The organism is Mesorhizobium sp. ISC15 (assembly GCF_037162615.1).
Lineage (GTDB): Bacteria > Pseudomonadota > Alphaproteobacteria > Rhizobiales > Rhizobiaceae > Mesorhizobium > Mesorhizobium mediterraneum.
Window position 1 is genome coordinate 86,279 of the sequence record NZ_JAVSPX010000001.1, and the last position, 23,228, is coordinate 109,506.

Below are 23,228 nucleotides of genomic sequence, written 5' to 3' on the forward strand. Positions count from 1 at the left end.
CCACCATGTGCGAACAACCCCTGCCGACGCTGCCGATGTGGCGCGTCGATCACATCGAGCCCTCGCCCGAGATGTTGGCGCTACGCGCCAACGGTCCGATCCACCGCGTGCGCTTCCCGTCCGGGCACGAAGGCTGGTGGGTGACAGGCTATGACGAGGCCAAGGCGGTGCTGTCCGACGCGGCGTTCCGGCCCGCGGGAATGCCGCCGCCGGCATTCACCCCGGATTCGGTGATTCTCGGTTCGCCGGGGTGGCTGGTCTCGCACGAGGGGGGCGAGCATGCCCGGTTACGCACGATCGTGGCGCCGGCCTTCAGCAACCGCAGGGTCAAGCTGCTCGCGCAGCAGATCGAGGCGATCGCCGCGCAGTTGTTCGAGACGCTGGCGACCCAGCCCCAGCCCGCCGACCTGCGGCGCCACCTCTCCTTTCCGCTTCCGGGCATGGTCATCAGCGCGCTGATGGGCGTGCTCTACGAGGATCACGCCTTTTTCGCCGGACTGTCCGACGAGGTGATGACGCACCAGCATGAAAGCGGCCCGCGCAGCGCGTCGCGCCTGGCCTGGGAAGAACTGCTCGCCTACATTCGCGACAAGATGCGGGACAAGCGCCAGGATCCGGGCGACAACCTGCTGACGGATCTGCTCGCGGCGGTCGACCAGGGCAACGCGATCGAGGAAGAGGCGATCGGCCTGGCGGCGGGCATGCTGGTGGCGGGGCACGAGAGCACCGTGGCGCAGATCGAATTCGGCCTGCTGGCCATGTTCCGCCATCCGCAACAGCGCGAACGCCTGGTCGGCGATCCTTCCCTGGTGGACAAGGCGGTGGAGGAAATCCTGCGCATGTACCCGCCGGGCGCGGGCTGGGACGGCATCATGCGCTATCCGAGGACCGACGTGACCATCGCAGGCGTGCATATTCCCGCGGAGAGCAAGGTGCTGGTTGGCCTGCCGGCGACCTCGTTCGATCCGCGCCATTTCGACGAACCGAAAATCTTCGACATCGGACGCGAGGAAAAGCCGCATCTGGCGTTCTCCTACGGGCCGCACTACTGCATCGGCGCGGCGCTGGCCAGGCTGGAACTCAAGGTGGTGTTCGGTTCGATCTTCCAGCGCTTTCCCGCGCTGCGCCTGGCCGTGGCGCCCGAAGAACTGAAGTTGCGCAAGGAGATCATCACTGGCGGGTTCAAGGAGTTCCCGGTGCTCTGGTGATGCGCGGACGCCGCCGGGAATCGCGATCTTCTCCGCAATTTGCCGGCGCGCCTGGCGCGCGGCCGGTCAGATCAGCCAGCCAACAGGTAACCAAGATGGACGTGCAAGAAACCACGGCAGCATGCCGGGACGCTTTCGCCGAACTGGCGTCGCCAGCGTGCATCCACGACCCGTATCCGTTCATGCGGTGGTTGCGCGAGCACGATCCGGTGCATCGCGCGGCGTCGGGCCTCTTTTTATTGAGCCGCCACGCCGACATTTACTGGGCGCTCAAGGCCACGGGCGATGCGTTTCGAGGACCGGCGCCGGGCGAACTGGCGCGCTATTTCCCGCGTGCGGCAACCAGCCTGTCGCTCAATCTGCTGGCGTCCACGCTCGCGATGAAGGAACCACCGACGCATACGCGTCTGCGCCGGCTGATCTCGCGCGATTTCACCATGCGCCAGATCGACAACCTGCGGCCGAGTATCGCGCGCATCGTCGCAGCGCGCCTGGACGGCATGGCGCCCGCGCTGGAGCGCGGGGAGGCGGTGGACCTGCATCGGGAATTCGCGCTGGCCTTGCCCATGCTGGTCTTCGCCGAACTGTTCGGCATGCCCCAGGACGACATGTTCGGGCTCGCCGACGGCATCGGCGCCATTCTGGAAGGCCTTAGCCCGCACGCCAGCGATCCCCAGCTCGCCGCGGCGGACGCGGCCAGCGCCAGGGTGCAGGCCTACTTCGGCGACCTCATACAGCGCAAGCGCACCGATCCCCGCCACGACATCGTGTCGATGCTGGTCGGCGCACATGACGATGATGCCGACACGCTGTCGGATGCGGAGTTGATCAGCATGCTGTGGGGCATGCTGCTGGGCGGCTTCGCCACCACTGCTGCGACCATCGACCATGCGGTCCTGGCGATGCTGGCGTATCCCGAACAGCGGCACTGGCTGAAGGGAGACGCCGTGGGGGTGAAGGCATTCGTCGAAGAAGTCCTGCGCTGCGACGCGCCCGCCATGTTCAGCTCCATTCCGCGTATCGCCGTGCGCGACATCGAACTGGGCGGCGTGGTGATCCCGAAGAACGCGGATGTGCGCGTGCTGATCGCGGCCGGCAATCGCGACCCGGACGCCTTCGCCGATCCAGACCGCTTCGATCCCGCGCGGTTCTACAGCACCAGTCCTGGCATGTCGACTGACGGGAAGATCATGCTGAGCTTCGGCCACGGCATGCACTTCTGCCTCGGTGCGCAACTGGCCCGGGTGCAGTTGGCCGAGAGCCTGCCGCGGATCCAGGCGCGCTTCCCCACGCTGGCATTGGCCGAGCAGCCGACCCGGGAGCCCTCCGCGTTCCTTAGGACGTTCCGCGCGCTGTCGGTGCGGCTGCATGCTCAGGGCGGGGCTGAGATGCGCGTCGTGGTCGACCAGGATCTGTGCGGAACTACCGGGCAGTGCGTGCTGACGCTGCCGGGCACCTTTCGCCAGCGCGAACCGGACGGCGTGGCTGAACTGTGCGTGGCGACGGTCCCGCAGGCACTGCACGCCGCCGTGCGGCTCGCGGCCAGCCAGTGCCCGGTCGCCGCCATTCGGGTCATCGAAAGCGACTCTGGCGATGGCGAGCGCGCCAGCGCCGACCCTGCGCCTTCTCCAGCGGAGGCCTGGCGGCATGCCGCGGACACGATGGGACGGTTTGAAGGCAAGGTGGCCCTGGTGACCGGCGCCGGCGCCGGCATCGGCAAGGCATGCGCCCTCGCCATCGCGCGCGAGGGCGGCAGAGTGGTTGTGGCCGACATTGATGGCTCGGCGGCCATCGCCTGCACCGCGCAGATCGCGGCCGAAGCGGGCCATGCGCTGGCCCTGGCCATGGACATTGCCGATGCGCAGGCGGTGGCAGCGCTGTTCGAGACGGCGGAGCGGCACTTCGGTGGTGTCGACCTGCTGGTGAACAACGCGAGCGCCATGCATCTGACCCCGCGCGACCACGCGATCCTCGACCTGGACCTGGCGGTCTGGGATCAGATCATGGCGACCAATCTGCGCGGCACGCTGCTCTGCTGCCGGCAGGCCATCCCACGGATGATCGCCCGCGGCGGTGGCGCGATCGTCAACATGTCGTCGTGCCAGGGGCTCAGCGGTGACACCGCGCAGACGTCCTACGCCGCGTCGAAGGCGGCGATGAACATGCTGTCGGCCTCGCTCGCCACCCAGTACGGTCACGCGCAGATCCGCTGCAACGCGGTTGCGCCGGGTCTCATCATGACCGAGCGTCTCCTCGCCAAGCTGGACGAGTGCATGCAACGGCATCTGCGCCGGCACCAGCTCCTGCCGCGCGTCGGCCGCCCCGAGGACGTGGCCGCGCTGGTGGCTTTCCTGCTCTCCGACGATGCTGCGTTCATCACTGGCCAGGTCGTGTGCATCGACGGCGGCATGCTGGCGCATGTGCCGACATACGCCGACGGTGGCAACAGCCGCGCCGCGCGGCCTGCCGGCGACATCGCCGAAGCGGCCGCGGCGCCGCGCTGCTGATGGACATGCTGCTCAACCCGCTGGACCGTCGGCACCGGCTGCGGTACGACATCCCGGTCGTGCCCGGCGCTTTCCCCCTCGTCGGGCATCTTCCCGCCATCGTCTGCGACCTGCCGCGCCTGCTGCGGCGCGCGGAACGGACGCTGGGCAGCCACTTCTGGCTCGATTTCGGCCCTGCCGGCCACCTGATGACCTGCGTGGATCTGGATGCGTTCGCACTGCTCCGGCACAAGGACGTGTCCTCGGCGCTGATGGAAGAGATCGCGCCCGAATTGCTTGGCGGAACGTTGGTCGCCCAGGACGGCGGCGCGCACCGGCAGGCGCGCGATGCGATCAAGGCGGCGTTCCTGCCCAAGGGGCTGACCCAGGCCGGCATCGGCGACCTGTTCGCGCCCATCATCCTGGCGCGGGTGCAGGCGTGGCGCGACCGCGGCGGCGTAACTATCCTGCGCGAAACCGGCGACCTGACGCTCAAGCTCATCTTCAGCCTCATGGGACTCCCCGCGCACGACCTGCCGGGATGGCATCTCAAGTACCGGCAACTGCTGCAGTTGATCGTCGCGCCCCCGATTGACCTGCCCGGACTGCCCTTGCGGCGCGGCCGCGCCGCCCGCGACTGGATCGACGCGCAGTTGCGCCAGTTCGTCCGCGACGCGCGCGCGCATGCCGCGCGAACCGGGTTGATCAACGACATGGTGAGCGCCTTCGATCGCAGCGACGATGCGCTCTCCGATGACGTCTTGGTCGCCAATATCCGCTTGCTGCTGCTTGGCGGTCACGACACCACCGCCTCGACGATGGCCTGGATGGTGATCGAGCTGGCGCGGCAGCCTGTGCTGTGGGACGCCCTGGTCGAGGAGGCGCAACGCGTGGGCGCGGTGCCGACCCGACACGCGGACCTGGCGCAGTGTCCGGTCGCCGAGGCGCTGTTCCGCGAGACGCTGCGCGTGCATCCGGCGACCACGCTCCTGCCGCGTCGCGCGCTGCAGGAATTGCAACTCGGCCAACGACGCATTCCCGCGGGCACCCATCTGTGCATTCCGCTCCTGCATTTCTCCACCTCGTCGCTCCTGCACGAAGCCCCTGATCAGTTCCGCCTGGAGCGGTGGCTGCAACGCACGGAGCCGATCCGGCCGGTGGACATGCTGCAGTTCGGTACCGGCCCACACGTCTGCATCGGCTATCACCTGGTATGGCTGGAACTGGTGCAGTTCTGCATCGCGTTGGCGCTGACCATGCACAAGGCCGGGGTGCGGCCACGGTTGCTGAACGACGCCGAAAAAGGCCGGCGCTATTACCCGACCGCACATCCGTCCGTGACAATCCGCATCGGATTCTCATGAGCTGGCTTCGCCCGCCCCCGGTGGCGAGGCAGCGGCGCCGGCGACGCGCGGCATTGCTGCACTCGGCGCGCGCGCTCGGTGCGACGCCGGCAACACCGCGGCGGCTCGCCGCTCGCCGTGGCCGTCTCCTGTCAGGTACAAGGACATGAACAACATGCAGACCGGTTCCACGCTACACGACGACCGAACTGGCTTTTCCGCGCTCGGCGGATTGGGCGCGCAGGCGCGCGGCGCATCCGGCAGGCTGCTGCCGGAGATCTGGATGCAGGACGGCGTTAAGCGGGTCGAACAGGCGCTGGCGCGTCTCCTCTGCGCGGAAGACGACGGTGAGACCGAGCTGATGGCGGCGATGCGCTACGCCACCTTGCATGGCGGAAAGCGCACCCGCGCCTTGCTCTGTCTGGCTGCCGGCGCACTGGCCGACACGCCGGCGCACATGCTCGACCACGTCGGCGCCGCCATCGAGATGATGCACGCCTGTACCCTGGTCCACGACGACCTGCCCGCGATGGACGACGACGTGCTTCGCCGCGGCCTTGCGACCGTGCACGTCAAGTTCGGCGAAGCCACTGCGATCCTGGTCGGCGATGCGCTGCAGGCGCACGCCTTCCTGACCCTGGCGAGCCTGGATGCGCCGGGCGACAACCGTATCGCGCTCGTGCGCGAACTGGCGCAGGCGGTGTCCGCCGAGGGTGCCGCAGGCGGGCAAGCCATGGATCTGTCGCTGGTCGGAAAGCACGTCAAGCTAGACAAGATCGTGGCGATGCACCGGATGAAGAGCGGAGCGCTAGTGCGCGCGTCCGTTCGCATGGGCGCGCTAGGCGCCATCGCGGAGGATTCCGCGCACGCTGCGCTGTACGATGCGCTCGATCGCTACAGCGCCTGTTTCGGCCTGGCGTTGCAGGTAGTCGACGACATTCTCGACGCGACAGCGGATACCGCGACGCTGGGCAAGACCCCCGGCAAGGACGCGGCGGCGCAGAAGCCGACCTGCGCGTCGATCATGGGGCTGCAGGCAGCGCGCCAGTTCGCGCTGGATCTGTTGAGCGACGCCGGGGAGGCCATCGCCCCGCTGGGGCCGCGTGCGGAACGATTGGCGCAGATGCTGCAGCGGGCCAACGCGTATCTGTTCAACGACGCGCCCTGCGCATGAGCGCGCGCGTCCGATGGAGCCGCCCCTGTGCCGCTGCGATCGGCTGGCGGCAGCGGCGCATGCTGCACTGTGTTCCGAGTCGGCGGCGCCGATCGCAGCGGTTGCCCAGCACGGCCGCGGCGCACGCGTCGGACCGGCGCCAGCATCGGGGCGCGTCGTCGAGCCGCAGCAGGGCGGCCGTCCGGCGCTGCCCGTGGCCAGGCCGCGACGGGCCTGCGGCGACGCGCGCGGCGTCTGCCCGATCCTGGTTCTCGTCAACCGTCTGCAGAGGAATATCCCACGTGAACGCGCTGTCCGAACAGATCCTTTCCGAATTGCGCCACCTGCTGAGCGAGATGAGCGACGGCGGCAGCGTCGGTCCGTCCGTCTATGACACGGCGCGAGCTCTGCAGTTCCACGGCACCGTCACCGGTCGGCAGGACGCATACGCGTGGCTCATCGCGCAGCAACAGGCCGATGGCGGATGGGGAAGCGCGGACTTCCCGCTGTTTCGCCATGCGCCCACGTGGGCGGCGTTGCTGGCATTGCAACGTGCCGATCCTCTTCCCGGCGCTGCCGACGCAGTCCAGGCTGCAACCCGGTTCCTCGAGCGCCAGCCCGATCCCTACGCGCAAGCGGTGCCGGAAGACGCGCCGATCGGCGCGGAGCTGATCCTACCGCAGTTGTGCGGCGAGGCCGCATCCTTGCTGGGCGGCGTGGCGTTTCCGCGCCACCCGGCGCTGTTGCCATTGCGGCAAGCGTGCCTGGTCAAGCTGGGGGCGGTGGCGACGTTGCCGAGCGGCCATCCGTTGCTGCACTCCTGGGAAGCCTGGGGCACGTCGCCGACCACCGCATGCCCGGATGACAACGGCAGCATCGGCATCAGTCCGGCGGCCACCGCAGCGTGGCGTGCGCACGCCGTGACACAGGGGAGCATGCCGCAGGTCGGGCGCGCCGACGCGTATCTGCAGGCGGCATCGCGGGCGACGCGCAGCGGCATCGAAGGCGTCGTTCCCAACGTCTGGCCGATCAATGTGTTCGAGCCATGCTGGTCGCTGTACACCCTGCATCTGGCCGGGCTGTTCGCGCATCCCGCGCTCGCCGAGGCGGTGCGCGTGATCGTCGCGCAGCTCGACGCCCGCCTGGGCGTGCGCGGTCTGGGCCCGGCCTTGCACTTCGCGGCCGATGCGGACGACACCGCCGTTGCGTTGTGCGTCCTGCGACTTGCAGGCCGCGACCCGGCGGACGATGCGTTGCGCCATTTCGAAATCGGCGAGCTGTTCGTCACCTTCCCCGGCGAGCGCAATGCCTCGGTGTCGACCAACATCCATGCCCTGCATGCGTTGCGACTGTTGGGAAAGCCCTCCGCCGGCACCAGCGCCTACGTGGAGGCCAATCGCAACCCGCACGGTCTATGGGACAACGAAAAATGGCACGCTTCTTGGCTGTATCCCACAGCGCATGCGGTCGCTGCGCTGGCGCAAGGCAAGCCCCAGTGGCGCGACGAGCGCGCGCTGGCGGCGCTGCTGCAGGCGCAGCGCGACGACGGCGGCTGGGGCGCCGGTCGCGCGTCCACATTCGAGGAAACCGCCTATGCGCTGTTCGCGTTGCACGTGATGGACGGGAGCGAAGAGCCGACAGGACGCCGGCGCATCGCGCAGGCGGTGGCGCGTGCGCTGGAGTGGATGCTGGCCCGCCACGCGGTGCATGCATTGCCGCAGACGCCGCTGTGGATCGGCAAGGAACTGTATTGCCCCACCCGGGTCGTGCGCGTGGCCGAACTCGCCGGGTTGTGGCTGGCTCTTCGTTGGGGGCGGCGCGTCCTGGCCGAGAGAGCAGGAGCGGCGCCATGATCCAGACCGAACGCGCGCTGCAGCAGGTGCTGGAGTGGGGGCGTTCCCTGACCGGGTTCGCCGACGGGCATGCCGCGGAGGCGGTTAGGGGCGGCCAGTACATCCTGCAGCGCATCCACCCGAGCCTGCGCGACACCAGCGCCCGCACCGGCCGCGATCCGCAGGACGAAACGCTGATCGTGGCGTTCTATCGCGAACTGGCGCTGCTGTTCTGGCTCGACGATTGCAACGACCTTGGCCTGATCGCGCCGGAGCAGCTCGCCGCCGTGGAGCAGGCGCTGGCGCAGGGCGTGCCGTGCGCGCTCCCCGGATTCGAGGGCTGCGCTGTGCTTCGCGCTTCGCTGGCCGCGCTCGCCTACGATCGTCGCGACTATGCTCGGCTTCTCGAAGATACCCGGTGCTACTGCGCGGCGCTGCGCGCCGGACACGCGCAGGAGGCAGGGGCGGAACGCTGGTCCTACGCCGAGTACCTGCACAATGGCATCGATTCGATCGCTTACGCGAACGTGTTCTGTTGCCTGTCGTTGCTGTGGGGGCTGGACATGGCAACCTTGCGCGCGCGTCCGGCGTTTCGCCAAGTCCTGCGGCTCATCTCCGCGATAGGGCGCCTGCAGAACGATCTGCATGGACGCGACAAGGACAGGTCGGCCGGCGGGGCCGACAACGCGGCGATCCTGCTGCTGCAGCGCTATCCGGCTATGCCTGTGGTGGAGTTCCTCAACGACGAGCTGGCCGGCCATACGCGCATGCTGCACCGGGTGATGGCGCAAGAACGCTTTCCCGCGCCGTGGGGACCGTTGATCGAGGCCATGGCGGCCATCCGCGCGCAGTACTACCAGACCTCGACCAGCCGCTACCGCAGCGACGCTGCGGGGGGAGGCCAGCGTGCGCCGGCCTGAACGCGCGGGAGGCGGCGGCGTGCGCGCGCTGCCGTCGGTCCGATCCGACGCAACGCCGTCGCCCGATGCGACGGATGGAGCGAGCATGAGCGACACCGCCCTGAGCCGGCGAAAGGACGAACATCTGGACATCGTGCTGGATCGGCGAACGGCGCCGGCCACGGTGGCCGCCGGCTGGGAGTACATCCGTTTCGAACACTGCGCACTGCCCGAGTTGGACCTGACGCAGATCGACCTGCGCGCCTCGCTGCTGGGCAAGACCATGCGCGCGCCGCTGCTGATCAGCTCCATGACCGGCGGCATGCCACGCGCCGAGGCCATCAACCGGCATCTGAGCGAGGCAGCGCAAGCCTTGGGGATCGCCATGTGCGTCGGTTCGCAGCGCGTGAGCCTGCAATCCCGCAACTCCCAGGGGCTGACGCGCGCGCTGCGCCGCCTGGCGCCAGACATTCCCTTGCTGGCCAATATCGGCGCCGCGCAACTGCGCGAGGCCGACGGCCTGGACCTGGCGCGCCGGGCGGTGGATGCGCTGGAGGCCGATGGACTCATCGTCCATCTCAATCCGCTGCAGGAAGCGGTACAGCCGGAGGGCGACCGCGACTGGCGCGGCGTCCTGGCGCTGATCGCTGGCGCCGCGCGCATCGTGGGCGTGCCGATCGTGGCCAAGGAGGTGGGGTCGGGCCTGTCCGCCACGGTGGCCTGTGCGCTCGTCGAGGCGGGCGTGGCGGTGATCGATGTCGCCGGCGCCGGCGGCACCAGTTGGGCCGCGGTGGAGGGCGAGCGCGCCCGCAATGCCGCCGACCGTGCAGTGGCGATGGCGTTCGCCGATTGGGGGATTCCGACCCCGGCCAGCGTGCAGGCGGTACGTCGGGCACTGCCCACGGTGAAGCTGATCGCGTCGGGCGGAATCCGCGACGGCGTCGACGTGGCCAAGGCCATCCGCCTGGGCGCGGACATCGCCGGGCAGGCGGCCAGCGTGCTGGGCGCGGCGACAGTGTCCACCGAGGCGGTTGTCGCGCATTTCGAGATCGTCATCCGCCAGTTGGCCGTCGCCTGCTTCTGCACCGGCTCGGCTGATCTGGCGGCGTTGCGTCAGGCGCGCTTGCTTGAGCCGGGCAAACCCTCAAGCACATTGGACCGCCTCCGCGCTCCGGACGCAGTTGACGTGGGCTCAGCCAGAGGCGTACCGGCATTCTGGAGGCCGAATAGGTCTTAGCGGAAACTCTGCTACGGTTCACGAATATGGAGCGTTTGGCAGAGCAGCGCAGCCAGCTAGCTCGGGTAGGAAGACGCCAGTGATATCATTCAAAGGCGCGATCAATGTTCTTCTCCGGATGCTCGGACTGTCGAAGTCCGAACCAGTGGAACCTCTGGGCGGGTGGCGGCCGGTCATCGGATTAGAGTGTTGGAAGAATGCTGGACGGCCGCCCCCTCTTATGTGGAAGGCATGTAACGCGCGGACGCGCGCCACCTTCAAAGCAGAGCTCCTGTTCGAACGGTCATGGAGTGTCACTGCGTAGACACTCGATTGCTGCGGATGGAAGGGTGTTGCCGAGTGTCGTATGCCTGGCGCCTGGTTGCAGCTTCCACGATTTCGTACGGCTCAACGGCTGGTCGGCAGGCGCTCTGTGACTTTGCTTAGGCTGCGGCGAGAACGTCGTCTTCGCCTGCCAGCGCCGACGCCTCGATACGAACTCCCTCATTATCGAAGGCATAAAGGATCGAGATGCGCTTCCCGTCCCACACGTAGCGAAAGTGCACCGTCTGCCGAGATCGCTCCAAGACGTCTCCCGTCACTATGGCGAGGCAAATGCCGGCCGGCCGCTCGACGGGACGGAAGAGGATGCCCTGGGCGCCCTCCGGCATCTTGGCCCCGATCTCGCGCCGCCGCTTCTCGTCCAGCCCAGCAGGCAACCCTTCAATATCGCGAAGATCCCACAAGGTGCCGTTGACTGGGGTGCATAGCATCCGCATGTCAAGCCCGATTGACGCCTCCTCAGTCGCCTTTAGGAAGGTTTCCCGCTTTGCGACGGATACCGCCAAAGCCGTTTGCCGCTCAAATGCGATCTCAAGGCACGGCCGGTCCTCACCAAAGAACGTAGTGCCATCGGGGTTACCGTATGCGAACGGCGCAAGGTTCCAATTCTGGAGCCGCGGGTCCGCACTGGCGTCGCCCTGCGTCGCCTGTTTCAGCCGGGCGAGGGAGCGAAGTCTGGGGTTGGTGAGGTTCTCAAGAGAGACGATCTCGTCCTGCCGATCACTGTTGATCAACCCCTCATAGACGTTGACTGGAGGAAAGCGGGACGGGATGAGCCGGAACGCGTCTCCGGACCACTTCACCAAAGGAGCGTTCTCAAGCGCCACGCTGGGCATCGAGGTATCTCCTTACGCGAATGATGCCCGACATGCCCTCAAGCATAACGTCGAGAGCGCTAGCGCCGTCAAAGTACCGGTTCTTTGCACGCACCCAAGCCTCACCACGCTCGTCCTGCGTGAAAAGGATGCGCAAAGATTTCCAGATCCCGAGCATGTGGGAGACTCGCTCCCGGGTGTCGGGGGGCGGCGTTCCGCCCTCCTTCTTCCACTTGAAGAAGGTCGATCTCCCCGGGGATCCGAGTAAGGTGATCTGTTCTTCGGTCGAAAGGTGCCACTTCTCTGCGACGGCGAAAAACGCCTCTAGCTCGACCGGAATCGTAGGTTGCCCAGCGCCCTGCCGGGCGGCGGGTGCTTCAACATGCATCAAACTCCTCCTGTCTAAAAATGGACTTGACTGGCAGACCGGTCCCGATATAGACCAGTCCACATCGGGACTCGAATCAAAGAATAGTCCAAACAAGTCTGACGTCAAGAGTCTGGCTGCAAGAGCCCCGGCCATACGGAGAATAGCGATGAACAAAGTAGTGGAAATGGAAGGCCGCACTCGCGGCGTTAACTACCCGGTCAATGGAATCGACGTGGAGTTCTCGGACAACGTCATTACCGGCCGCGAAGCACTCACGCATTCGGGCAACGTGCCCGCGAGCGAGCACCAACTCATCTTGGTCCGCGATCGCCGAACCCATCTGATCGGCACCGACGACGACATTGACCTCAAGAAGGAAAGGGGCGGCATCCTGCGCGCCTTCCTATCGGACCGCACCTATGGCTTCACCGTCGATGAAGTTGGTCAGGTATGGGGCACCGACGATATCGAGGTTGATGAATTCCTGTCGATCTGGCCTCCCCTCGACGGGCACCATTGGGTTCTCGAGCGCGAGGAGGAGCCGGACACGGTGCTTCGCCACGGCGGGTTGCTGTCGTTCGGTGAAAACGGCGTCGAGGATGTCGTCTCCCGCAAAGACGCGCATCCCGACAAGGTGCTCGTAACGGTAGTTACCACGGCGGGCACCTTCCCCGCCGAGGGAGCTAAGCGCTACCCGGCCTCAACTCCGATCACTCAGGTGCTCGCCGATGCGGCGCGCAAACTCCATCTCACCGGCACTGAGGGTTGGGTCGTCACAGTCGCCGGTCACGACGTAAGCCCGACGCAGACCCTCGCCGAGGCTGGTTTGGTCGGGCAGGTCGCGCTTGAATGGGGTGCGCGCGAGGGAGGCGGCGGTGCTTGAAGCGCTTTCCCGTGCGGCGTTCGACCGCGACATAGGGCGCATCGATCCACGATCCGCCCAAATGTACCGCTGGTCGATTCTTGAGTCGAGCTTCCCAATCCTGGACGTTCTTTTTGACCATAACACGGCCGCGCCGCTGAGGCTCCGCCTGAACTGTACCGAATGGGACGAGCTTCCCCCCGCAATCGAGCTTCTCGACAGCAAGGGAAGGCACTTGGATACGGCACCGCCGAATGGTGGTGGCGTATTCAACGGAGGCCCACATCCGAATACCGGGCGGCCGTTTGTCTGCATGCGGGGTGCGCGCGAGTATCACGTGCACTCCAGCCACACGACCGACCTCTGGGACAACTACCGCGGTGTGTCCGGAATGGACCTCGGCGGCATCGTGCTCCAGCTCTGGCGGGCATGGAAGAGGAGCGTCGGATGAGCGCCGTAATATGCACGCGCGAGATGTTGCGTACGACCATCGACATTCTCAGGCGCGGCGGAGAATGCCGCCATGAGCGAGTTGTACTGTGGCTATCGACCGCTGCCGTGCGCACGCCGGCTTCTATCATCGAGGTATACGAACCTGAGCAGATTGCGGACATCGACTACTTCAAACTGCCGCCGGCCTCTATGCAGGCCCTCATGGATCATCTCAGGTCTACTCGGCGACGGATCGTAGCGCAGATCCACACCCATCCAGGTCGCGCCTACCATTCCGATGTCGACGCCAAGTGGGCGATCATCCGGCACGTGGGTGCGCTTTCGCTCGTCCTCCCCCACTTTGCCGCAACGACCACCCCGGAGAACTTCCTGACGGAGGTCATGACGTACGAGTACTCGCCGGCCGGAGGTTGGGACCACTGCTCGAACTCGGGCCTCGATGCTCGTCTGATGGTAACGGCATGAGCACCGCCGCTCAGCAGAACGCACTAATGCTGGCCGCCCACATAGGCGTCAACGAGGTCGAAGCCAGCGAGCGGCTGAAGCGTACTGTACTCGTAACCACCGAACCCGGGTGGAAGTCGGCTTGGGCTTATGAGGTCGGTCAGCTCCTTGGGCGCACGGTCGAGGCCAAGTTCGATCTCGATGACACGGCGCCCGATTTGGAGTTGATCATAGGCTCTAGCGCTCCTCGCACAGGAGCCAGGCGCCTTTACGCGGACCTTGGCGCAATCGATGCAGCCATCTCCCTTTTGCCCACGGAGCGGCATTTCGATAAGCCTCATGGTCTCCATGCCGCGGCTGCTGCCTGTGCGGCTGCTGCGGCTGCGGTGTATGTCGTTATCGACGATACCGCGCTACCCGCAGTACGGCTGCCTATGCGCCTCGATTATGCGCAACTTGGGATTCCAAAGGGGGCGCTGTCTGGGTCGATTGAGCTGCAGGACGCAGTCATGGCCGGCGCTGGCGCTGTAGCGCACGGGTTCCTTCGCGCCGCGCGGCATCTGAACGTCCGTGGCGATTTGGCAATCGTCGACCCCAAAGTGGTTCAGGCCGGCATTTTGAATCGCTGCATGTACCTTCGGGACGAGGACGTAGGGAGGGACAAGGCCGTGGCGCTCGCTGAGCGCGCCCAGTCCGAGTTTTCCAATCTGGCAATTCGGCCGTACGTAACCGATTTCAAGGCACTTGTCCGCGATCTTCGTCATCCCCCGCAAACGGCCTTCGTAACTGTCGACAGTCGGCTCGCGCGTCGGTCAATCCAACTTGAGGTGCCTCACCGCATTATCGACGCCTCTACCACCGATGTGCGTGGTGTGGTGGTCCACTCGAACGTCCTGCCAACAGATCACGCATGCCTGGCCTGCATCTACCGGCATGTCCCAGAGGAGTTTGCGCGCGAACGGTCAATCGCGGAGGGTCTTGGGGTCGATATCGCGGATGTGCGTGTCGGTCTGATTACCGAGGACATCGCGCATCGGATAGTGAGAACGCATCCCTCATTCACCGCGGCGGAGCTAATCGGCATCGCGTTCGACACCTTGTTTCGCCAGATCTGTGCCGAGCAGGCGCTGGCGACACCCGAAGGCCGGCAGGTGCTAGCACCGTTTGCGTTCGTCTCCGCCTGGGCCGGCGTACTGATGGCAGTTGAGATGCTCAGGTCGTTTGCGGGAGCAGCCACCACGAACTATTGGTCGATCGATCCATGGAACCTGCCAATCGCACGGGGACGAACGCTGCGCCCGCGGCACCCCGACTGCCAATTCTGTTCAAGGCCAGAGTACGAACCGGTCATTCGGAAGCTTTGGGGTGAGCTGGGCTGAAGTGCGTTGGTCGTTTGCCATTGTGGCTGCCTGCGCTTCGCACAGCCTAAGGCCAATGGGCGAGCATTGGCGGGAAAAGATAATCGCACCTAGAAGGCCACCGTAATCCTGTGATCCGCGGCTTCTTGAAGGACTTGTTTGTTAACGAGGTCGCTAATCCCACGTTCGACCGATTCTTCTTGGTACTCTCCCTTCAGGCTTTCAACGATCATACGTCGGTCTGGAATAACGGGTCCTATGGCCTCTTCGTATCGGCCTTCCTCCAAAGCTACCGGGTCGTTGACCCTTGTCTTTGCAGCCAGGACGCAAACCTGTTGAAAAACAGCCTTTTCCACGGGGTCATGTATCTTAACGAAATGTGCCGATAGCCTCCGCACGAGTTCCGCAACTGAAATCGCCAGGCCTCCGCCTAGCAGCGCGGCGGATGGGGCGCTCGCAACTAAGACCGCAATGCCTGCAACACCAAACATGCTGTCTAAAATCGCGGGTGAGACGCGAAAAACTGCGTTATGACTAATCCGCACATGCATCAGCAGACGGCCGTTGAAGCGGGTTGGAGCTTCCTGGAGCGCCTTCGACTCGAAATTTTCTGTCAGGGTCTCATGGAAGCCGACCATCGCTTCTAAAACTCGTGGCCCATGAGGAACCTGAGCCGTTGCGAAAGAGGGATCGGCCCGCACGAGCTTCGCGTGGGCTTCGCCAGGCAACCGGTGTAAATCGGTATCGAACTGCCAATCGTTGGTCGCCACCAACTGCAAGACATCCGCGTAGGCGATAATTGGACGCCGATCAGTAAAGTGGTTTTCCATATCCCGCCCCAGTTGAGATCTAGGATAATGCCATAGGCACCAATCCTCGCAAGGCTCGGGGGTTCACCGGACGCAACTCTAATCCCCCAAATCATCAGCAGATGTAGCCTGTTGAACCGGTCACCGAAGGGTTTTGGCAGCGCTTCCTCAACATGCAGCCACCAAATGAGTGTCAGGCACCAAGCAAGTGCTTGGAGATTAAGACTCGGGCTACCCTTATCTAAACGAATCAAGCACATAATGGTCACGGCAAGCTATGAAGTCGTTTGTCGCGATTTGGGTGGGTGATTGCTTGGGATCAAAATCCGCCAGAAGTTCTGAAAGCACTGAGAGAGACGCGATACTTTTTGGGAATTCTTGACGCATGCGCTTTGTGCATGCCCCAACTGGGCACTGAAAAGTCGACGTTTTTCTAGTTCATTGCGGGCAGGGGCATGACTATGGGCAAATTTGCAACTGCAGCTATCGCAGCGTCTTGGGTCCGAGAGCTAGTGGCTCCGGCCGAGGTCTATGACCTTGCCGCGCGCGGTGTTGCAAAAATTTCGCCTTCGAGCGCCCCATCAACGTTTGCAAGGCGAGGTAAGGCTATGGTGTGCGATTTGCAGCAAGGACTCGCGTACGTTTGGGTCGGAGGACACGGTTTTGCTTGAGTTCCGTACCGCACCCGCCCTTGAGGAGTTTGCTGCCGTTGTTTCGGCAGCGCTGTCCACCCACCAGCCGAATAGGAGGCAACGGGATGCAATTGAGGCTGGGCCCCGCGTGCCCCTGTTGGTCGTAGCAGGGCCAGGCACGGGAAAGACGACTACACTCGTGCTGCGCGCCCTGCGGTTCACTTTCGTGGATGGCATCGCGCCCGAGGACATCTTGATCACGACTTTCACTGAGAAGGCCGGGCGAGAGATACGCTCCCGATTAATTGAATGGGGGACTAGTTTGCGCGCCTACCTGATCGCAAAGGCGCGAGACGCGGGCGACGGGGAGCATGTGCGCCACCTCACCAAGGTAGATGTGAACCGATACATAGCCGGCACGCTGGACAGCATCTGCGAGGATGCGGTGCGGGACATGCGCGAGCCAAACGAGGCCCCGCCTGTCATCCTCGAACCATCGGCCGCTCGAGCAGTCCTTTATCGCAGAGGCGAAGTTTGGTCGGAACTCCAGAAGCTAGGGGACCCCTTTAAGGCTTATCTCGGACGCTACGGGTTCTCCGGCGACCCCACGCGGAACAACGGCGAAGCGACTGAGATCGTCCGGACGATAATCGATCGCCTAGTGCAAGACCGAGTGAACCTGAGCAGCTATGCCGCTCCCCACACCGACAAAGTGTTCAGACAGGCCATTCTCCGAATTAAACAGCGTTACGAAGCACATCTATCGAGGACGAACCAAATGGACTTCGCGCTGCTCGAGCAGCGCTTCCTGGATCGTCTGGTCGCAGGCAGGCTTCCCCGCAGCATGCAGTCACTTCACATGCTTCTGGTCGACGAGTACCAAGATACCAACCCGTTACAAGAGGCGATTTATTTCGAGTTGGTGCGCCGCACAGGTTGCTCGATGACCGTTGTGGGTGATGACGACCAGTCGCTGTATCGCTTCCGAGGCGCCACTATCGAACTGTTCCGCGACTTTCGGGAGCGAGCCAGCGCCGAATTGGGATGCGGGGAACCGCTACTTGTGTGTTTGGAAGAGAACTATCGGTCGTCCCAGCAGATCGTGGAATTCTTCTCCCAGCATATCGGGAACGATCCGGACTTTGAGCCGGCACGGGTCATTCTTCCGTCCCCGCTTCAGCGGCGGGTAGTGTCAACTTCCGGCCATGCCGGTATTGGTGTGATTGGCATGTTTCGAGACGATCCGGCGACGCTCGCAGCGGATCTAGCCGACTTTTTGCACCGGGTCTTCCGACAGGGTGGTCGCATACCGCTCTCCAACGAAGACACGCTCCTTGAGCCAATCCTACCCGCAGATCCGGGTGGCGACCTGGGCGATGCTGTCTTGCTCGCCTCAACTGTGAATGAGCGGGGACGCCCCTTCCGAGGGCAGCCAGGGAAGGAACGCTTACCACTCCACCTTCGCCAAGAGCTTGAGAGGCGCGGGCTGAAGGTCTTCAACCCTCGTGGGCTGGCCCTTCGCGATATTCCCATTGTGCAGCAATTCCTCGGCTTGGTGCTCGAATGCATAGATCCAGCCCCGAGCCCCGGATCCCGCGGCGTCGTGCAGCAGTCTGCGTTCCTCACCAATGACGCCCACGATTTTATGGACCAATGGCGCGTCGCCGCTCAGAGTATGCTGACCTTCAACTCGCGGGGTCCTCGTGGGGATTTGCTGTCAGACAAAGTTGATCGCTGGCGCCGCTTTGCAGTGCACGGTCGCGACAATGAATCCGAATGGCCTGTGCTGGATATCTGCTACTCCTTCCTCCCCTGGTTCTCTCGTTTCCAAGACGACCCAGAAGCGCAGGTCTACTTGGAGGCGATCACTCGAACGGTGGCCGCAGCATCGACTTTCTCTGGTTACAAAGCGGCAATCCAGCGCGACGAGCCGCATCGCACTCGCTCAATAAACGGCGCGATACGCGACGTTCTCAACCCTATAGCTGAAAATCTCGTGGCGGTGGATGAGGAGATCATGCCGAGTGTGCCTCGAGACCGGCTCAACATCATGACCATCCATCAAGCGAAGGGGCTTGAGTTTCCCTTGGTGATCGTCGACGTATCGTCGGACTTCAAGACCAATCACCGTACGCAACGTTTTAAACGATTTCCCGATGAAGAAAGTTCTGTCGTTCTGTTGGAAGACGACCTCGCCGCCGTAACCCCGGTGGGGCCTGCTCGTCAACGCAGAAGCGGAATGCAACGAACCTTCGAGGACCTCATCCGGCTCTACTACGTAGCTTATAGTCGACCGCAGAGCCTCCTTATGTTGGTTGGTTGTCAGCAGGGCTTACAATTCCGAACCAGCATAAAAAATGTTGCCAACTTCTGGCGGCGCGACGAGAGTTGGGCTTGGGTAAGCGATCCACGGCTTCGACCGCCGCCCGTCGATGCCGATCTTCTTCCATTCATCAGGATTTGACATGCATCTCGCGCGCAAGCGTCCAGACCGGATCGTTCCGGAGTACTCACTGACGGGCGATCTCCTCTCGTTCCGTAGGTGTGCCCGGCAGTACCGCTATCAGAATGGGAGTGCGCTCCCACCCTCTCGGCCTGTGCAGCTCTGGTATGGCGAGTTCATGCACGGTCTATTGGAGAACGTGTACCGGCTTTGGGAGAGCCGGGGTGGCCTACCCTTCCCCATCCCCTACACCCAGCTGGCGCTGAGTGACCCCATCGAGCCGCCGAAGCCGGGCTTGCCCGATTTCGATTTGCGATACCTCGGTTGGCCGGTTGAGGAGTCGCTGTTCAATCAGAATAAGCGTGCCCGCAGTAGAAAAGCGCGGCTCGCCGCGTATCGGCGCGCCGAGGCTGCCGTCAACATGCTTGGACCCCACCTCTTTCCACTCATCGCCGAAGCTGAGGAGCGAGTCATTGGCACACGGGACATTCCCGGCTCACTCACCAGCCAACAGCGCGCCGCAAAATACGCTCTCACCGGCGTCATTGACGTGCTTACCGAGCTCGAACTCGGTACCGCAAACTCCGACAATTTGATACGTCGCGCGGTTCAAGCTGCATGCCCTGATCTGAACGGCGAGTTCGAGGTCATCGTCGACTACAAGGGCACTCGCAGGCCGGATACCGGAACGGCCGAATGGACCGACGGCGAGTGGCAGGTGCAGACCTATGCCTGGCTTCGCCACGAACAGCGGCGGAGCCGAAGAGTCGCAGCTGGTATTCTCGTCTACATCAACGAGCTTGCGCCGGGCGAAGGCGATATCCTGGCACTGCGGGCAGCCCTCCGTGCAAGTCGAACGGATGTCGCCGCAGTCCGCGATAGCGACAAGCGCATGCTGGAAAATTGGCGACCTGGCGCTCGAGCTGATTTCAGTCCCGAGTTCCTTTTCAGCCGCGCCGTCCGGGTAATTCCTGTCAACGATGCGAGCATCACCGTCGCCACCGGGGCGTTCGACCAAACGGTCGCCAGCATTGAGACGTGCGTTCAACTGGAAGAGACGGCGGTCAGCATCCTTCAGACCTGGGTAGATGACTGCAAGGACGCAAAGACGTGTGCTGCATGTGACTTCCGTTATTTTTGCGAAGGCTATCAGCGCACAGGCAACAAGATCGGTGAAGAAGACACCGTGCAGGATGAGATTTGAGCGCAGGTCAGCAGTGGCCCGAGCTGTCACTCACGCAAAGCGTGCGTGAAGCTATTTCCTATGGCCGGCCTAGGCTAGAGCCTGCTTGCTGATTGGTGGCCAGAATGATGTCTGCCCCTTGGTCAAACTGCTCGACGCGGTAGTCCGGTCCAACCGCGGCTTCATCAGGTTCCCATTGCGGTCGAAAACGGCTTGGAATGTAGATGGTGACAAGCCCCGCAGCCTTCGCGGGCGCGATGTCGCGCTGGAGTTGATCGCCGATCATGAACGCCGGCAATCGCACGCGCGCAAGTTTCTGAACACGTTGAAACAATCGTTCGGACTTAGGCGCCTCGATTATCCTATCGAAAAACTGGTTTAATCCGTGCTGATCTGCCGTCTGGATGATGCGGTTCCTAGCACCTTCCGTTAGTACCAGGATCAGCACCCCCCCATCAAATAGACGCTGGAGACCGTTGCGTACCCCCGGAAGAAGGTCCGGCATTCGTCGGATGTACTGAACAAATTCTCGTTCAATCTGTTCAACCAAAGAGGGATCAATGCCGCTCGACGTCGACCGTTCTGCCCAAGCTCTCTTGGCCGCGGTGCCAGCTTCGTCGCCTCGAAGGGCGAAAGCGATCGCAATCGCCAGCAGGCGGGGCGGATAGCGAAGGCCCAAATGATGTTGTTCCGCTAGTGCCTGATCGACTCCGCGCACAAACGAGAGGCGATCCGAGCGAGCCGTGGAGTGCCCAACAGCTCTCTCGACGCTTTCCAGCAATTTCAACTGCGCCACAGCAAATACGCCGTCGGTATCCCACAGCGTATTGTCTGCGTCGACGAACGCGATACGTCGTCCGTCACGCTTCTCCTCGATCACTGCGTTTAGCCCGGTTTTTCCGGCGTCGGCGTAAGGATTGGAGTCGCTGTCTTATCCAACGGTGGCACCAGCGCAAAGGTGGTCGCGTACGCCAAGAGCCAGAACAAGAGCACCCGCGTTGCTATAGCCAGTATCGCCTGGGCGGGCACAAGGTATCGCACTTTGTCAGCGACTTTTGCGGCGATCAGGTAGCTCTCCACGACGTAATTCTGAAAGTAGCGAAGCTTGACGTTGCCGGCTAACTTGGTCCGATCGTCGGTGGCGACGAACGAGCTTGCCCACTCATCCGGCAGAACCCCCAGTATTCCAGTGTAAAACAAGAACGACTTCGCGCGACCACCCTGTGATGTCTTGGGGTAGCGAAACCGAGCGCGGATGGCGTGAAATGTAACCATAGCTCCACAGATCGACGACAATGCGAAGGCGGCGAAGCCGAGATAGGCGACACAAACGAGCGCCAGGTGCCACCAAGGGACCTCAGGTTTCGCCAGTAACGACTGAAGCGGATACAGGTCGACCAACTTCCCGAAGAGAACGCCGGACATCGCGCTCAGAAATGTAATAATGGTGAGCAAGCGTGTGGCTTTGCCGTCTTGGTAGTCGGTGAGCGCCTTGACTTCGTCAAGACTCTCACGCGCACGGCTGAGTAGGCCGTCCAAATCGTCACTGTTGGGCGCGAGATCCGTGAGCGCGGTCGTTGCCTTCTGGATCAACTCGGCGTCGCCAACTGTCGTCCACGAACCATCGGCTTGTGGTACGCGGGGAAAGTAGGCGATAGATCGTCTGGTGAGCGCATGCCAGATCGCACACCACGCACTGATTTCTGTTTCCTCGCCGGCCGTCGTCTCCCATGGAGGCTGAAGTCCCAGTTGCCGGTCACGAGCGCGTAAGCAAGCGAGGACAGGAACTGAAATCAGCACCATCAACGTCTTGCCTACGATCTGTCCGGGCAAAAATTGTAGGGACCCGAACGCCAACGTAAGAAAAACAACGCTATCTACTACCAGGCCAACAACGCTACTGGCGACGACCGCCCGTATAAGGCCACGACGCTGCAGCGGTGTGAACACCAGCAAATCAGCTGTTTCCGACAACAGAAAAGCGGCAACGGAAGCCACTACGAGCGCCGGTGGCGCGAAGGTCGCTGAAAGCGCCGCGCCGGCAACGATAGCCGCCACCGCCCACCACACCCCCAGACGCCTTTGAACCAAATCCCGGAGCACCAGGGCGAGCCCGACGAATAGAACGCCGCTCGGGGCAGTCAGGCCCGGTGCGACGGGTATGACGCACGGACCGCCTGGGACGCACTCGGTACCAACATGGCCGATAAAGTAGTTGGCCAACGGAATGCAGGCCGCGAAGCCAGCTAGGAACAGTCCACCCTCAACGTACCGTCTTTGAGCTGTCACTTGGGTATCCCCCTCTCACTCTCAACTTGCTCAGCCTTGAACCGATCGAAGCCGTTTGCCCGTAGCTCGCAGGCCGGACAACTTCCACAGCCATAGCCCCAGGGATGACGATGATTGCGCGCTCCGAGGTAGCATGTGTGACTCTCCTCGAGGATCAACTCGACCAATCCGTTGCCGCCCAACTCTGCTGATAACCGCCACGTCGCAGCCTTATCGATCCACATGAGCGGTGTCTCGAGAACGAAGCGCCGTTCCATACCAAGGTTGAGCGCAACTTGCAGAGCTTTGATGGTGTCATCGCGACAGTCGGGATAACCCGAATAGTCCGTCTCACACATGCCGCCCACGATGTGCTTGAGGCCTCGCCGGTACGCCAATGCAGCCGCAAACGTAATGAAGACGATATTCCGGCCGGGAACGAAGGTGTTCGGCAAGCTCGAAGCTGTGACTTCGATCGACATCTCCCGAGTCAATGCCGTTTCGGAGACTTGGCCGAGCACCGACAGGTCGAGCGTGTGATCGTCGCCGAGCCGTTCTGCCCACACCGGGTTTAGCGCCTTAATGCCCCTGCGTAGCTGCACCCTCTGGTCTAATTCGACACGGTGACGTTGGCCGTAGTCGAAGCCGAGCGTCTCGACACGCGCAAAGCGATCGAGCGCCCAAGCAAGGCAGGTAGTCGAATCCTGTCCACCGGAGAACAGAACAAGTGCGCCTTCGTCGGTTGATGACTTCATGATCCGTCGTACTCCGCCCAGCAAAATGGCGTCTCGAACACCTTAACTTGTGTGAGATTTCCCAAACCCGGTTTCAGTCTGTCCCAAATCCACACGGAGATCAGCTCCGCGGTCGGGTTTTCGAGATCTTTCACCTCGTTGAGCGTGTGGTGATCCAATTGCCGTAGCACCGGCTCAAAAGCCGCCTCGACATCGAAGAAATCGACTACGAATCCAGTCACAGGATCGACGGGTCCTTGCAGCGTCAGTTCAACGCGATACGAATGGCCATGCATGCGATGGCAGCGATGGGTTGACGGCACGTTGGGCAGCCGGTGTGCGGCCTCGAAGGTGAAGCCCTGAACAATTTTCATACGA

20 protein-coding genes and 2 pseudogenes are annotated in these 23,228 nt (G+C 63.3%); 15 read left to right on the plus strand and 7 right to left on the minus strand.

Features of this window, described 5'->3' with window-relative positions:
* The first annotated feature begins 5 nt into the window (after window positions 1–5).
* From RPG13_RS00435 to fni, 9 genes and pseudogenes are all read left to right on the plus strand, one after another.
* On the plus strand, window positions 6–1,208 hold the full coding sequence (locus RPG13_RS00435) for a cytochrome P450 (protein WP_337124173.1): 1,203 nt from the start codon (window positions 6–8) through the stop codon (window positions 1,206–1,208).
* Window positions 1,209–1,303: 95 nt separating this feature from the next.
* Window positions 1,304–2,590: pseudogene (locus tag RPG13_RS00440) on the plus strand (cytochrome P450); the annotation flags it as partial.
* Between the two features lie 6 nt (window positions 2,591–2,596).
* Window positions 2,597–2,770, plus strand: a pseudogene (locus RPG13_RS00445) (ferredoxin); the annotation flags it as partial.
* 99 nt (window positions 2,771–2,869) lie between these two features.
* Window positions 2,870–3,715: an SDR family oxidoreductase gene (locus RPG13_RS00450; RefSeq protein WP_337126967.1), complete on the plus strand. Its 846-nt coding sequence runs from the start codon at window positions 2,870–2,872 to the stop codon at window positions 3,713–3,715.
* On the plus strand, window positions 3,715–5,058 hold the full coding sequence (locus tag RPG13_RS00455) for a cytochrome P450 (RefSeq protein WP_337124174.1): 1,344 nt from the start codon (window positions 3,715–3,717) through the stop codon (window positions 5,056–5,058). The genes RPG13_RS00450 and RPG13_RS00455 overlap by 1 nt, the downstream gene beginning before the upstream one ends.
* 154 nt (window positions 5,059–5,212) lie before the next feature.
* Window positions 5,213–6,211, plus strand: a complete 999-nt coding sequence (locus RPG13_RS00460) for a polyprenyl synthetase family protein (protein WP_337126968.1) — start codon at window positions 5,213–5,215, stop codon at window positions 6,209–6,211.
* A 281-nt stretch (window positions 6,212–6,492) separates the two neighbouring features.
* Window positions 6,493–8,043 (plus strand): hypothetical protein, encoded by a 1,551-nt coding sequence (locus RPG13_RS00465; RefSeq protein WP_337124175.1) that lies wholly within the window; start codon window positions 6,493–6,495, stop codon window positions 8,041–8,043.
* Entirely contained in the window at window positions 8,040–8,942 is a 903-nt protein-coding gene (locus tag RPG13_RS00470) for a terpene synthase family protein (RefSeq protein WP_337124176.1), read from the plus strand. The genes RPG13_RS00465 and RPG13_RS00470 overlap by 4 nt, the downstream gene beginning before the upstream one ends.
* Before the next feature lie 85 nt (window positions 8,943–9,027).
* Window positions 9,028–10,158 carry a type 2 isopentenyl-diphosphate Delta-isomerase gene (fni, locus tag RPG13_RS00475; RefSeq protein WP_337124177.1) on the plus strand — a complete coding sequence of 377 codons (1,131 nt, stop codon included), beginning with the start codon at window positions 9,028–9,030 and terminating at the stop codon, window positions 10,156–10,158.
* 422 nt (window positions 10,159–10,580) lie between these two features.
* On the opposite strand, the gene RPG13_RS00480 is transcribed toward fni, so the two are convergent.
* Both RPG13_RS00480 and RPG13_RS00485 read right to left on the minus strand, forming a co-directional pair.
* Window positions 10,581–11,315 (minus strand): RES family NAD+ phosphorylase, encoded by a 735-nt coding sequence (locus RPG13_RS00480; protein WP_337124178.1) that lies wholly within the window; start codon window positions 11,313–11,315, stop codon window positions 10,581–10,583.
* Window positions 11,296–11,682 carry an MbcA/ParS/Xre antitoxin family protein gene (locus tag RPG13_RS00485; protein WP_135933420.1) on the minus strand — a complete coding sequence of 129 codons (387 nt, stop codon included), beginning with the start codon at window positions 11,680–11,682 and terminating at the stop codon, window positions 11,296–11,298. The genes RPG13_RS00480 and RPG13_RS00485 overlap by 20 nt, the downstream gene beginning before the upstream one ends.
* 148 nt (window positions 11,683–11,830) lie before the next feature.
* Between RPG13_RS00485 and RPG13_RS00490 the strand changes: the two genes are divergently transcribed.
* Genes RPG13_RS00490 through RPG13_RS00505 form a run of 4 tightly spaced genes read left to right on the plus strand, consistent with a single transcriptional unit; the run spans window position 11,831 to window position 14,802 of the window.
* Window positions 11,831–12,547 (plus strand): multiubiquitin domain-containing protein, encoded by a 717-nt coding sequence (locus RPG13_RS00490; protein WP_127211020.1) that lies wholly within the window; start codon window positions 11,831–11,833, stop codon window positions 12,545–12,547.
* Window positions 12,540–12,977 (plus strand): putative metal-binding protein, encoded by a 438-nt coding sequence (locus RPG13_RS00495; protein WP_127211021.1) that lies wholly within the window; start codon window positions 12,540–12,542, stop codon window positions 12,975–12,977. Before RPG13_RS00490 ends, RPG13_RS00495 begins: the two co-directional genes overlap by 8 nt.
* Window positions 12,974–13,444 (plus strand): Mov34/MPN/PAD-1 family protein, encoded by a 471-nt coding sequence (locus tag RPG13_RS00500; protein ID WP_127211022.1) that lies wholly within the window; start codon window positions 12,974–12,976, stop codon window positions 13,442–13,444. The genes RPG13_RS00495 and RPG13_RS00500 overlap by 4 nt, the downstream gene beginning before the upstream one ends.
* Entirely contained in the window at window positions 13,441–14,802 is a 1,362-nt protein-coding gene (locus RPG13_RS00505; protein WP_337124179.1) for a ThiF family adenylyltransferase, read from the plus strand. The genes RPG13_RS00500 and RPG13_RS00505 overlap by 4 nt, the downstream gene beginning before the upstream one ends.
* An 89-nt stretch (window positions 14,803–14,891) precedes the next feature.
* On the opposite strand, the gene RPG13_RS00510 is transcribed toward RPG13_RS00505, so the two are convergent.
* Window positions 14,892–15,611 (minus strand): hypothetical protein, encoded by a 720-nt coding sequence (locus RPG13_RS00510; protein ID WP_337124180.1) that lies wholly within the window; start codon window positions 15,609–15,611, stop codon window positions 14,892–14,894.
* A 510-nt stretch (window positions 15,612–16,121) separates the two neighbouring features.
* Here RPG13_RS00510 and RPG13_RS00515 point away from each other — a divergent pair.
* Together RPG13_RS00515 and RPG13_RS00520 are read left to right on the plus strand one after the other, a co-directional pair.
* Entirely contained in the window at window positions 16,122–18,686 is a 2,565-nt protein-coding gene (locus RPG13_RS00515) for a UvrD-helicase domain-containing protein (RefSeq protein ID WP_337124181.1), read from the plus strand.
* 1 nt (window position 18,687) lies between these two features.
* Window positions 18,688–19,869, plus strand: a complete 1,182-nt coding sequence (locus tag RPG13_RS00520; RefSeq protein ID WP_337124182.1) for a PD-(D/E)XK nuclease family protein — start codon at window positions 18,688–18,690, stop codon at window positions 19,867–19,869.
* A 58-nt stretch (window positions 19,870–19,927) separates the two neighbouring features.
* Here the strand turns inward: RPG13_RS00520 and RPG13_RS00525 are convergent, their stop codons facing one another.
* From RPG13_RS00525 to queD, 4 genes are all read right to left on the minus strand, one after another.
* Window positions 19,928–20,728, minus strand: a complete 801-nt coding sequence (locus RPG13_RS00525; RefSeq protein ID WP_337124183.1) for an HAD family hydrolase — start codon at window positions 20,726–20,728, stop codon at window positions 19,928–19,930.
* A gap of 5 nt (window positions 20,729–20,733) precedes the next feature.
* Window positions 20,734–21,906 carry a VUT family protein gene (locus RPG13_RS00530; RefSeq protein ID WP_337124184.1) on the minus strand — a complete coding sequence of 391 codons (1,173 nt, stop codon included), beginning with the start codon at window positions 21,904–21,906 and terminating at the stop codon, window positions 20,734–20,736.
* 227 nt (window positions 21,907–22,133) lie between these two features.
* Complete coding sequence (gene queC, locus RPG13_RS00535; protein ID WP_337124185.1) at window positions 22,134–22,871, minus strand: 7-cyano-7-deazaguanine synthase QueC; 738 nt, start codon at window positions 22,869–22,871, stop codon at window positions 22,134–22,136.
* Window positions 22,868–23,224, minus strand: coding sequence for a 6-carboxytetrahydropterin synthase QueD (gene queD, locus RPG13_RS00540; RefSeq protein WP_337124186.1), 357 nt, complete (start codon window positions 23,222–23,224; stop codon window positions 22,868–22,870). Before queD ends, queC begins: the two co-directional genes overlap by 4 nt.
* Window positions 23,225–23,228: the final 4 nt, after the last annotated feature.